Below are 12131 nucleotides of genomic sequence, written 5' to 3'. Positions count from 1 at the left end.
ACGACACGGCAGCCGCGAAGATCGAGGTGTTTTCATGGAGAAAGTGAAATGCGAATGCGGCCATCTGAATCCTTATGGCACGCATCTCTGCGAATCCTGTGGTAAACCGCTGGATGAAAGAGATAAACAAGCATCAATGGTGGACATGCGTTATGAAGGGGTGGCCAGAAGGTCCCAAACCTATAACAAAACGATCATTGATAAAATATGGAACTTTTTTTCTTCTGTTAAAGTGGGAATCACCATCATTGTTTTAACGCTGATTGCGTCTTCCATCGGTACGATTTTTCCACAGGAAATGTACATACCCGGGAATGTGGATCCAGCTCAGCATTATGAAGAAGAGTACGGCATTGCAGGACTTATTTATTATACATTGGGATTTCATAATCTGTATGGTTCCTGGTGGTATATGGCGCTGATCGCAGGACTTGGCATATCTCTCATCGTAGCCAGTCTGGACCGCGTCGTTCCATTATACAGGGCCCTGAAAAAGCAGAAAGTATCACGGAATGAAGGATTTCTGAAACGCCAGCGGCTATTCAGTATCAGTGAAACAGAAGACCCGGCTGACATGCTGAAAAAATCGGAAGAACACCTTCGCAGAAAACGTTATAACGTACGTGTGGAAAATGAGAGTATCCTAGCCGAAAAAAACCGGTTTGCCCGCTGGGGTCCCTACATCAATCATATTGGCCTTATTCTCTTTCTAACAGGATGTATGCTTCGGTTCTTTCCCGGGATGTACGTGGATGAGATGGTGTGGGTAAGAGAAGGAGAAACGGAAGCCGTGCCGGGAACGGAACGGCAGTATTATGTGGAAAACGAAGAATTTTTTATAGAAACCTATGATGAAGACGATGAAACCTTCGCTCCGGCTCTCGAGCGTGCAGGCGGGGACCAGGTAAAAACGTACCAGACGAATGCCGTTCTTTATGAAAGCAGCGGCGGCACAGTAGGAACGGATCCTGAACTTACCGAAGTGAAAACCGATGAGATCCAGGTGAATCACCCGCTTCGTTTTGATAATTTCTCCCTTTATCAATATGATTACAAACTTAACGAGTTAAACACGATGTCTTTATCGATGAACAATCGGGAAAGCGGAGAAACAGTCGGAACTATTGATATTGACCTGTTTGATCCGAAGGGCGAATATAATCTTGATGACGGCTACCGGGTAGTGATTGAATCGTATTTTCCGGACTTTGAGTTCAATGAGGAAGGAGAACCCTCTACCGCGTCTGATATTCCGGATAATCCCGCATTTATCTTTCAGATGTTCTCCCCGGAGCACCCGGATGAAGGGGAGTACAGTTTTGTGGCCATCCGGAGCAACGAAGATATTTTTGGTGAAAATACGTACGAAATGTCATTTGAAGGTGTCGAAACCAAAGATGTTACTGCTCTTACTGTGCGCAAAGATTTGACACTGCCCTTTTTAATTGCAGGCGGGAGTATTTTCATGATCGGTCTTATTCTAGGTTCCTACTGGTCGCATCGCCGGATCTGGCTGCGGAGATTCGAAAATGAATTGTGGGCTGCCGGTCATACGAATAAACATTGGGCCTCATTAAAAAAAGATTTCGAATCTCTTTCCGGAAAGACAGGGTTAAACGTTCCAGAGGACAAGCAGGCCAAGAAAGCGTTGGAGGATTCTTCCTCCGAGGGAAGGGATGACAATGATGGTCGAAATTAGTTCTAATTTATTGTTCGCCGCTTTTTTTCTTTACCTGGCAGCAACCGTATGTTTTGCTGTGAGCGTGACAGGCAGGAAATGGCGGGATAAACAGGGCGAGGTTAAAGGAAACCGGCTTGGTACGGCCGGTTATGCTGCAGCATGGATTGGATTTCTACTGCAGGCAGGATATTTTGTTACCAGATGGATCGCAGCCGGCCACGTCCCGGTCAGCAATATGTTTGAATACACGACATTTCTCGGCATGGCGCTGACCATCGCTCTGCTGATTCTTTACGGGATTTATAAAACCGCTGTGCTTGGTATGTTTACCATGCCGATTGTCATGTTGATTATTGCCTTTGCTTCCGTATTTCCGACAGAAGTGGAACCGTTAATACCGGCACTCCAGAGCAATTGGCTGAAAATACATGTGACAACGACAGCGTTGGGGCAGGGTCTATTATCAATAGGGTTTGCGGCCGGACTTGTTTATCTGGTAAGGACGCTGGACTTCACGAAACGGGATAAAAAAGTGTTCTGGCTGGAAACTATCATGTACAGCCTTGTCAGTCTCGTCAGTTTTGTCCTGGTGCGTTATGTTTTTAATTTCTTTCAGTATGAAGCTGTCTTCAACTATGTAAATGAAAATGGAGAAGAAGCTGAAATGGTTTACCACCTTCCTGCGCTTCTAGGTCCGAACGAGGCAGCACTGCAGACACAGGGCGCTCTCGAACCTATTCTGACACTGCCGGCCTGGATACGCAGTGATGATGCCAATACCGTCATCTGGTCGCTTGGAGCCGGTCTGCTCCTTTATATCCTGTTACGTGTCATTTTACGCCGGCCGCTAGGTGGAGCGCTTCAGCCGGTGCTGAAAAACATTAATCCGGATAAGGTGGATGAAGTCAGCTACCGGGCCATCGCCATCGGTTTTCCCGTGTTCACGCTGGGAGGTCTGATTTTTGCGATGATTTGGGCGCAGATGGCGTGGACAAGATTCTGGGGTTGGGATCCAAAAGAAGTCTGGGCCTTAATTACATTTTTGTTCTATGCAGCATATCTGCATCTGCGCTTATCGCGGGGATGGCAGGGAGAACCTTCCGCCTGGCTGTGTGTGATCGGTTTTGTTATTATCATGTTTAACCTGGTATTTGTTAATCTTGTAATAGCAGGACTTCATTCTTATGCGTAATGTTTCCGGCACAGCCGAAGGGTGCAGTGCCCTATACTATTTGTTCTGCAGGAGGTACGACAATAATGGATAAAGAATCAAAAGTGCTTGTCGTAGATGATGAAGACCGGATCCGCCGGCTTTTGAAAATGTATCTGGAACGGGAAGAATTCATGGTGGAGGAAGCGGAAAACGGGGAAGAGGCACTGGATGCAGCGCTTAATAACGATTATGATGTTATACTGCTGGATTTGATGCTGCCAGGAATGGACGGGGAGGAAGTGTGCCGGGAACTACGCAAGTCGAAGGCAACACCTGTCATTATGCTGACTGCAAAAGGCGAGGAAAGCAACCGGGTGCAGGGCTTTGAAGTAGGGACGGACGACTATATTGTTAAACCGTTCAGCCCGCGGGAAGTCGTACTGCGGGTGAAAGCTATATTACGCCGGGCCTCCACCACGAAATTTCTGCAGACTGAGCCTCAGACAAAAGATGTTCTCGTTTTCCCGCATTTGACAATAGACAATGATGCCCACAGGGTTACAGTCAATGACGAAGTGATAAGTCTGACCCCGAAGGAATATGAACTGCTTCTTTATCTCGCCCAGGTTCCGGATAAAGTTTTTTCCCGTGAACAGCTTCTGAAGGATGTATGGGATTATGACTTTTTCGGTGATCTGCGGACGGTGGACACCCATGTAAAGCGGCTCAGGGAAAAACTAAGCAGAGTATCCGAAGAAGCGGCCGACATGATCTCCACGGTGTGGGGTGTAGGATATAAGTTTGAGGCTGCTTCAGACGAATGATCTGGAGGAGTGTTGTCGGGAAACTGTGGGGGACGATTCTGCTTCTCGTTTCAGCTGTGCTGGTTTTGTTAACAGTGCTCCTGCTCCAGTTTTTTGAGCGCTTTCATATTACGGAGGCGGAAGAGCAGTTAACGAATCATGCCAATGTCATCGTGTCTCTTATGGAAGGATATGATGATCCGGAAAATGTAAGGAATACGATTGAACATATGGCTGATTCCTATAACACATCCGTCATCGTCATGCAGAATGAAAGCAGGTGGGAATACCCGGAAGACGATACCGCGGTCAATCTCCCGGTTTCTCTGTTCCGGAATGAACAGCGCCTGGCAAAGGTTCAGACCGAACGGGAACCCGTAATCACCCATGGCGACTTCCCGGCTGAGGAAAACGGTGAACAGATTCATCATGAAATATTTGTCGTCGGCATGCCCTTTGTATCAAATGAGGGAGAAGAAGGGTCTCTGTATCTGTATCAGTCTCTGGATATCATTGAAGATACAACCGGGGAAACAAAACAGATTATCCTTCTATCCGCCGGTATAGCCATTATACTTACCACGATATTTGCGTTCTTTTTGTCGTCCCGGATCACCGCACCTCTCCGGAAAATGCGGGAGCTTGTACTGAATGTTTCCAAAGGTGATTTTGAAACAAAAGTACCGATTATGACAAATGATGAAATAGGCCAGCTCGGTAATGCTTTTAATAAAATGAGACGTGAACTGAACCGGAATATCACGGCACTCAATCAGGAAAAAGAACAGTTAAGCCGGATTTTGACAAGTATGGCGGATGGCGTCATCACGGTGGATCGGAAGGGATCCATCGCTCTTACGAATCCGCCTGCGCATGATTTCCTGCAGACTTACCACTATGAAACCGGTGTGCCTGATCCTCAGGACCGCCTGCCAAAAGAAGTAAAAAAACTGTTTCAGAAAGTCGTGGCACTTGAAGAGGAACAGTGGATTGAGATGGACGTACAGGGTAGAAGTTATGTGGTATTAATGACGCCGCTCTACGATGAAGAATTTGTCCGGGGAGTTGTCGCTGTCATCCGTGACATGACGGAGGAACGCCGCCATGATAAATTGAGAAAAGATTTTATCGCGAATGTCTCTCATGAACTTCGGACGCCGATCTCTATGCTGCAGGGGTACAGCGAAGCAATTGTTGATGATATTGCAGCCAGTGAAGAGGAAAAACAGGAAATCGGCCGTATTATTTACGATGAATCAATGCGTATGGGGCGGTTGGTTAACGAACTGCTTGATCTGGCACGGATGGAAGCCGGCCATATTCAGCTCGACAAACAGTGGGTTGACATTGATTCCTTTGCCGAAAAGGTGTTTAAGAAGTTTCAGGGCCCGGCAAGAGAGGCAGAGGTCAATATGACACTCGACAAACGGATTGAACGGGAGCTTGTTTATTTAGATCCGGACCGTGTGGAACAGGTAATGACGAATCTGATACATAATGCGATCCGGCATACCGGGGATAATGGTGATGTTTATGTCGTGGTGAAGACAAATGCTGCAAAAATGAGCGTTGATATTCAAGATACCGGTGCCGGTATACCGGAAGAGGACCTGCCTTACGTATTTGAACGCTTCTATAAGGCGGATAAAGCAAGAACCCGGGGAAGCGGCGGTACCGGACTCGGGCTCTCCATCGCTAAAAACATTGTCGAAGCGCACGACGGAGATATTTCTGCACGAAGCAGAAAGGATAACGGGACCAGTTTTCGGTTCACGTTACCTGCTTCTGGAGAGGAGGATTGAACGTGAAGGCTTGGTTTGAAGAACATTTCCAGGAAGATTATCTTAAAGTTTACGAACACCGGGACGAAGAAAAAGCAGCCGATGAACTGGCTGATATTATGCGTTACATTCCTCTTGAAAGCGGAATGAAAGCAGTAGATCTCTGCTGCGGAAATGGTCGGCATGCGAGATATCTGGCCGGCAAAGGAATGCATGTCACTGCTGTTGATCTATCTCCTGTCCTTCTGAAAAAAGCGGTAGATTTAACGTTCGGCCTTTCGGTTCAGTACATGCGGGGCGATATCCGCCACATTTCCCTGAAGCAGGAATATGATGCTGCCTTCAATCTGTTTACCAGTTTCGGCTACTTTATAGAAGATAACGAAAATGAGCTGGTATTGGTGCGGGCATCGGAAGCATTAAAAGAAAACGGCTGGTTTTGTTTTGATTATTTGAACCCGGCTTATACAGCTGCCAATCTGGTCCCTTGTGACACCACCGAAAAAAATGGTATCACCGTAACCCAGCGGCGTTTCACAGAAGACGGATTTATCCATAAGAAAATTTCCATAGAAGAAGAAGGATCCAGAAGGGAATACCGGGAAAGAGTAAAAATGTATGACAACGATACGTTGTCGAAGATGCTCCGGCGCAATGGATTTGATATTGAACATTTATTCGGTGATTATGATGCTTCTTCCTACGCGGAAGAGACCTCACCACGTCAGATTTTTATCTGCCGGAAACGACCGGCATCATAAAATACAGTCCCCTCTCGATATTTCATCTGGTTTCCTTTATAATGAATGAGATCTGAAAAAAGCATACCAGCGTGAAAAGGTCATTTCTTTCAGGAGAAATAAAGGGAAACCGGTGAAAATCCGGTACGGTCCCGCCACTGTAAACATGACAAGCTGCAGTCTGGAGCCACTGTTTTTCGGAACGGGAAGGAGTCTGCGGTAGATGTGAGTCAGGAAACCTGCCTTTTCATACGGTGCATACCTTCGAGGAAAGGGACCGCCGCTGATGACACAAGCAGAACATGATTGTTGTGCTGTGAAAAACTATTCATGCGCTCTCCTTCCAGCAAAGGGAGAGCTTTTTTCGTTCAGGGGGAATGAAGAAGGAGGTATGGAATTGAAACAGAAGATTCTGTCCGGCGCGTGCCTGCTGCTAAGTCTTGTGACAACGGGATGTGCTGCGGGAGATACCGGAGATAACCAGGAAGAAAGCGAAGGAAGTGAGGAATCGGAGCAGGAGGCAGACACTTCGGAAAATGGACCTTTTCCGGTTGAAATTACGGACGCCTCCGATGAAACCGTAACACTTGAAAAAGAGCCGGAACGAATTGTCAGCCTAATACCGAGCAATACGGAAATCGCTTTTGCACTCGGCCTGGAAGAAGAGATTGTCGGGGTTTCCGATCACGCTGATTATCCGGAAGAAGCGTCGGAAACAGAAAAAGTAGGCGGCATCGATTTTAACGTGGAAAAAATCATTTCTCTGGAACCTGATCTGGTACTTGCTCATGCTTCTTCTCTTCAGCAGTCGCAGGAAGGCCTGCAGCAGTTGGAAGAAGCAGGTATAAAGGTGCTCGTTGTAAATGAAGCAGCATCTTTTGAAGGAACGTATGATTCGATTGAGATGATAGGAAGGGCTGTCGGAGCTTCAACAGAAGCCGAAGAGGTTATTGCAGGAATGAAAGAAGAAGTCCAGGATATTGAAAAACAGGCTTCAGAAATAACGGAGGAAGAACAAAAAACCGTCTGGATGGAAATTCAGCCTCCGCCTGATATCTATACGACTGGAAGCAATACGTTTCAGAACGAAATCCTCAACATGATCCATGCCGAAAATGCCGCAGGAGGGGAAGAAGGATGGATTCCCTACACGGCTGAGGCTGCTGTTAAACTGAACCCGGATGTGATCATCACCACGTACGGAAGTTTTTCAGAAGGAGATCCGGAAGAACAGATAAAGAACCGTGACGGGTGGAGCAGCGTACCTGCTGTCGAAAACGGAGAAATCCATGATGTAAACAGCGACACGTTAAGCCGTCCCGGACCGCGTTTAACAGAGGGTGCCGAGGAGCTCGCGGAGCTGGTGTATCCGGATGTTTTTGCGGAGTAAGTCATGGATGAGCCTTGGGATCGGGGGGGGTTTTGCGATTTTCAGCATATTAATCGGAATTTCTTCAGGAAGTGTTTCGATCCCTCTTCCGGTCAGTGCCGGAATTCTATGGCGGAGTGTGCTGGGAATGGACATGCCGGCCTCGATATCTGACGCTGATGTATCGATTATTACAGATATAAGGCTTCCAAGGGTGGTTCTTGCTGCTCTTGTGGGAGCTTCGCTTGCTGCGGCTGGTGCCGCGTTTCAGGGACTGCTGCGAAATCCTCTGGCAGATCCATATACGCTTGGCGTTTCTTCCGGTTCGGCGTTAGGAGCTGTTCTTGTCCTTTACACCGGATTTACAATTCCGCTTCTTGGATCGTTTACACTGCCGGCTGTAAGCATCTTTTCAGGGTTTATCACACTGCTTTTTATTCTTGCGTTTGTGCGCTGGATTGAACAGCAGATAAGAACTGAAACCATTATTCTGGCAGGCATTATTGTCAGTTCTTTTCTCGGTTCGCTGTTGTCGCTTATCATTGCTTTAACCGGAAATGAACTGAGACAGATCATCACCTGGCTTTTGGGAAGTGTATCCATGCGTGGATGGGAATATGCCGGCCTCATGTTACCATTCTTTTTGATCGGCCTCATCCTTTTATTCATGAATGTGCGTGAACTGAACGCCCTCGTTTTTGGAGAAGAGACAGCCCGCACCCTTGGAGTCAATCCGGAGAAAAGCAGAATCATTGTACTTGGCGGAGCGTCTCTTTTAACCGGCGCAGCGGTGGCAGTGTCCGGAACCATAGGTTTTGTCGGCCTGGTTGTGCCTCATCTGGTACGCCTGTTGACCGGACCGGACCACCGCCTGCTGCTTCCCCTTTCCATTCTCAGCGGTGCAGGGTTTCTTGTTTTAACGGACCTGGGAGCCAGAACCGTTATTGCTCCAACGGAACTTCCTATCGGGGTCATTACGGCTGTTGCAGGAGCGCCTGTATTCGGCATTCTTCTTTATCATCAACGACGGCGCCCGAAAAGTAGGTGAAAACATGCTAGAAGTGAAACATCTGAGCGGAGGGTATCATGGTGTTCCGATTCTTCATAATATTCATTTCAATGCAGTACCGGGGGAGTTTGTCGGCATTATCGGACCTAACGGAAGCGGCAAGTCAACCCTTGTAAAAATGTTGTATGGAGAGCTCCGTTCCAAAAAAGGAACGATACGTTTGAACGGAACACTTCTTGATGCGCTGACACAAAAACAGATTGCCACCCGTATGGCGGTTCTTCCCCAGCAGGAGGAAGAAACATTCTCCTACACCGTCTCCGAAGTAGTTGAACTCGGCCGCTATCCGTACCAAAAAGGCTGGTTCGGCCGCAGCAGCCGTGAAGACAGGAAAACCGTGGAAGAAGCGATGCGGCAGACTAATGTGGATCAATTAGCCGGGCGTACGCTGGATCAATTAAGTGGTGGAGAAAAGCAGAGGGTATTTCTGGCGAGAGCGATGGCACAGGAACCTGATTACCTGCTGCTGGACGAACCGACGAATCACCTGGATATCGCTTATCAGGTGCATCTTTTCGACATGTTGAAACAATGGGTGTCCGATAAGCAGATGACAGTCATTGCGGCAATCCATGATTTAAATCTGGCTGCTTTATACAGTGACAAACTTCTGCTTTTGAATGAAGGGCGTCAGGAAGTGCTGGATCACCCTTCCAACGTCCTGGACAGGCAATTGCTCCAGCATGTTTACGGTACTGCACTGGCCCGGACTTCCCATCCGTCCGTGCCACGGCCGCAGTTGATGCTCGAACCTGAACATCTTACAGGTGGTATCATTCACCACCCGCTTGAAGAACTGCAGAAAAAAGTGATACATGATCAATGGTACGTCACCTCCGTTATGTACTGGAAGACGCTGTCTTCTGCCGGCGGAGAGGGGTTCAACTGGGAACGCAGCTTTCCCCTTTCCATGGATGAGACAAAGACTATCGGCGCCGGGGCTGATATACATGTCGAAGAGGACATGGATACCTGCATGAAAGTGTATACATCCGTTGTCAAAAGCGACAGCGGGGCTGACGCGGAAGAAACCAGCCGGAGGGTTTCAGTCCATATACTGCTGTTTATCGATTCTGACCTAAACGAAGCAGAAATGGCGGGTGTTCTGGCGGCTGCAGCAGAAGCAAAAGGTGCCGCTTTGAACCGGAAGCTGTCGTTTTCTGATGAATCGATAACCATTGCGGTTTCTAAGCACAGTTCTTCTAATAATACCCAGGAGGATATCCGTCAGCGCAGTGTCCGCCTCGTACGTGACAGCCTGGGCAAAATAGAATGTAATGCTGCAGGAATCAATCGATAAAACCAAAAAGGTGTGATGCAGAGAATGAAATTGTATACAAGAAGCGGGGATCGGGGAAAAACGAGGATTGTCGGCGGCACAAGAGATAAAGATGACAGTAGAATTGAAGCATATGGGACATGTGATGAATTAAACGCATTTACCGCTAAAGCAGCGGCGGAACTGGACGATTCGATGTGTCCGGATATCGCAGCAGAACTGATCCGGATTCAACATGAATTATTCGACTGTGGGAGTGACCTTTCCACCATAAAAGAAGACGCGGAATGGAAAATCGGGCCTGATGCTGTCACTCATTTGGAAGAACGAATGGATGTTTACACCGAAGAAGCTCCGGCGCTGGAACGTTTTATCCTGCCGGGAGGTTCCGCAACTTCCGCGGAGCTTCATATCTGCCGTACGATTGCACGAAGAGCGGAGAGACAGATAACAACCCTCGCAAAAACGGAAAATATTAATGATGAAGTCCGCAAATATATCAACCGATTATCTGATTACTTTTTTGCAGCAGCTCGGGTGATTAATTACCGGATGGACATTGCCGATGTCGAGTATAAACGAAGTGCTGTCGTTTTCCATGAAGAGGAAAAAAGAGAATAGTGCAGCCAGACTCTCCTTTTTGAACAGGAGAGTTTTTTTATACCTTCTATTCAGGTCTGTCGTATAGCGGTCCTTCTTAAGGATCATACTAATCGGTAACAATTCAAGGGGAGAGACAGCCGGAATGCATCTTTTGAGAAGAAAACGTCCATACAAGGCTTCACCTGAATCGCGCAATCCGGAAGAGTGGCTGCAGCAGATTTCCCAAAAAAGCCGGGATGTTGTTGAAGAAAAGATGGATACCCCGTTCGGCACGGTGGTCCTGTATTATGTAAAAAACCTGATTAACACGGAACGCCTTCATAAAGATGTGCTGCAGCCTTTAAAAAAGGAGCCTTGGACGTCCTATCAGGATATAGAGCAGCTTTTGTATCTTGATACGATTCAGAAGACAAACGATATTTCGGAACTGAACGAGAATCTGTTTACCGGCGGAGCTGTTCTGAAACTATTTTCAGAGCAGGACATGCTTATGTTTCCGGTACCTACGAATGTAAAGCGCAGCATTACCATTCCGGAAACGGAATTCAGTGTGGTAGGGCCGCGCGAAGCGTTTGTCGAAACGATGCAGACCAATATATATTTAATAAGAAAACGTCTGCCGGTCGAAGATTTTATTGTGAAAACAATCACGATTGGGCGTTTATCCAAAACAAAGACCTCATTCTTTTATCTAGAATCGATTGCAGACAAAGAAAACGTGAATACGATGCTGCAGCGGCTGCAAGAAGTGGACTACGATGAAGTTCTGGGAGCCAATGCTCTTTCTCAGATGATACAGGATCATTCATTTACCGTCTTTCCCGCCTTTGTTAATACAGAACGGCCGGACCGCACTGCAGCAGCGCTTGCAGAAGGTAAGGTCGTATTTATGTGTGATGGATCTCCGGAGGCTATTATCGCTCCGTCCACCCTGGTGGAATTTTTCACATCCCTGGAAGACTATTATCTGCCGTGGTACACAGCTTCATTTGTAAGAATACTGCGGCTCGTGTCCGTTACATTCTCCATTATTGCGACACCGGTTTATGTTGCGGTACTGACTTTTCACTATGAAATGATCCCAAAAGATCTGCTGTCCACACTGATTGCCTCCAGGAGCAACATCCCATTTCCGCCGTTGATTGAAGCGGTGTTTCTGGAGTTCACGATTGAACTGCTCCGTGAAGCAGGTGCCAGGTTGCCCACCAAGGTGGGACAGACGATCGGCATTGTCGGCGGTATTGTGATTGGGCAGGCTTCCGTTCAGGCAGGCTTGACAAGTAATGTACTTTTAATTGTTGTTGCGCTGGCGGCACTTGCATCCTTTACGGCACCTGTTTATCAAATGGGCAATACGGTGCGTATTATCCGGTTTCCATTTTTGATCGGAGCGGCATTAATGGGCGGCATAGGCATCGCTCTCAGTTTTGTATTTGTGATCGTTCATCTTATCCGCCTGGAATCTCTCGGTCGTCCGTATTTTGCCCCCTTTTTCCCGTTGCGGTTGGCGGACTGGAATGATACGTTTATCCGTCTGCCTTTTAACCTGTTATACAAACGCCCACTTCAAACGAGAGCTTCCTACCGCAGGAAACTGCCTCCGGAAAAAATCGGAAAGGAAAAAGATATAGATGAATAAACGAGAAAGGACAC

The 12131-nt window shown here is 47.4% G+C and carries 10 protein-coding genes and 1 riboswitch; all 10 genes read left to right on the top strand.

Annotated features, from left to right (window positions below; translation table 11 throughout):
* The first annotated feature begins 34 nt into the window (after window positions 1-34).
* The 10 genes from resB to ACW9JV_RS10050 all read left to right on the top strand — a co-directional run bounded on the left by resB (window position 35) and on the right by ACW9JV_RS10050 (window position 12117).
* Complete coding sequence (resB, locus tag ACW9JV_RS10095) at window positions 35-1699, top strand: cytochrome c biogenesis protein ResB (RefSeq protein ID WP_457333862.1); 1665 nt, start codon at window positions 35-37, stop codon at window positions 1697-1699.
* The gene (ccsB, locus tag ACW9JV_RS10090) at window positions 1686-2873 is read left to right on the top strand and encodes a c-type cytochrome biogenesis protein CcsB (RefSeq protein WP_457334698.1); all 1188 of its coding nucleotides are present in this window, start codon (window positions 1686-1688) and stop codon (window positions 2871-2873) included. Before resB ends, ccsB begins: the two co-directional genes overlap by 14 nt.
* Window positions 2874-2938: 65 nt before the next feature.
* On the top strand, window positions 2939-3658 hold the full coding sequence (locus ACW9JV_RS10085) for a response regulator transcription factor (RefSeq protein WP_457333860.1): 720 nt from the start codon (window positions 2939-2941) through the stop codon (window positions 3656-3658).
* Complete coding sequence (locus ACW9JV_RS10080) at window positions 3655-5439, top strand: ATP-binding protein (RefSeq protein ID WP_457333858.1); 1785 nt, start codon at window positions 3655-3657, stop codon at window positions 5437-5439. Before ACW9JV_RS10085 ends, ACW9JV_RS10080 begins: the two co-directional genes overlap by 4 nt.
* A gap of 2 nt (window positions 5440-5441) precedes the next feature.
* Complete coding sequence (locus tag ACW9JV_RS10075) at window positions 5442-6179, top strand: class I SAM-dependent DNA methyltransferase (RefSeq protein ID WP_457333856.1); 738 nt, start codon at window positions 5442-5444, stop codon at window positions 6177-6179.
* A 60-nt stretch (window positions 6180-6239) separates the two neighbouring features.
* A riboswitch (cobalamin riboswitch) is annotated at window positions 6240-6419 on the top strand.
* A 130-nt stretch (window positions 6420-6549) separates the two neighbouring features.
* Window positions 6550-7548 (top strand): ABC transporter substrate-binding protein, encoded by a 999-nt coding sequence (locus tag ACW9JV_RS10070; protein ID WP_457333854.1) that lies wholly within the window; start codon window positions 6550-6552, stop codon window positions 7546-7548.
* A 7-nt stretch (window positions 7549-7555) separates the two neighbouring features.
* Entirely contained in the window at window positions 7556-8575 is a 1020-nt protein-coding gene (locus ACW9JV_RS10065; protein ID WP_457333852.1) for a FecCD family ABC transporter permease, read from the top strand.
* Window positions 8576-8579: 4 nt separating this feature from the next.
* Complete coding sequence (locus ACW9JV_RS10060) at window positions 8580-9896, top strand: ABC transporter ATP-binding protein (RefSeq protein WP_457333850.1); 1317 nt, start codon at window positions 8580-8582, stop codon at window positions 9894-9896.
* Between the two features lie 24 nt (window positions 9897-9920).
* On the top strand, window positions 9921-10496 hold the full coding sequence (locus tag ACW9JV_RS10055) for a cob(I)yrinic acid a,c-diamide adenosyltransferase (RefSeq protein WP_457333848.1): 576 nt from the start codon (window positions 9921-9923) through the stop codon (window positions 10494-10496).
* A gap of 124 nt (window positions 10497-10620) precedes the next feature.
* A complete protein-coding gene (locus ACW9JV_RS10050) occupies window positions 10621-12117 on the top strand; it encodes a spore germination protein (RefSeq protein WP_457333846.1) in 1497 nt (498 codons plus the stop codon).
* Window positions 12118-12131 lie beyond the last annotated feature (14 nt).

Source organism: Salibacterium sp. K-3 (genome assembly GCF_054052005.1).
Note: the sequence above shows the minus strand (reverse complement) of the source record. Positions and strands in the feature narration are given on the sequence as shown.

Excerpts from the sequence above, each read along its gene's own strand:
- resB (WP_457333862.1), top strand. The coding sequence starts at position 35 with ATGGAGAAAGTGAAATGCGAATGCGGCCATCTGAATCCTTATGGCACG.
- ccsB (WP_457334698.1), top strand. The coding sequence starts at position 1,686 with ATGGTCGAAATTAGTTCTAATTTATTGTTCGCCGCTTTTTTTCTTTAC.
- ACW9JV_RS10085 (WP_457333860.1), top strand. The coding sequence starts at position 2,939 with ATGGATAAAGAATCAAAAGTGCTTGTCGTAGATGATGAAGACCGGATC.
- ACW9JV_RS10080 (WP_457333858.1), top strand. The coding sequence starts at position 3,655 with ATGATCTGGAGGAGTGTTGTCGGGAAACTGTGGGGGACGATTCTGCTT.
- ACW9JV_RS10070 (WP_457333854.1), top strand. The coding sequence starts at position 6,550 with ATGGAATTGAAACAGAAGATTCTGTCCGGCGCGTGCCTGCTGCTAAGT.
- ACW9JV_RS10065 (WP_457333852.1), top strand. The coding sequence starts at position 7,556 with ATGAGCCTTGGGATCGGGGGGGGTTTTGCGATTTTCAGCATATTAATC.
- ACW9JV_RS10060 (WP_457333850.1), top strand. The coding sequence starts at position 8,580 with ATGCTAGAAGTGAAACATCTGAGCGGAGGGTATCATGGTGTTCCGATT.
- ACW9JV_RS10055 (WP_457333848.1), top strand. The coding sequence starts at position 9,921 with ATGAAATTGTATACAAGAAGCGGGGATCGGGGAAAAACGAGGATTGTC.
- ACW9JV_RS10050 (WP_457333846.1), top strand. The coding sequence starts at position 10,621 with ATGCATCTTTTGAGAAGAAAACGTCCATACAAGGCTTCACCTGAATCG.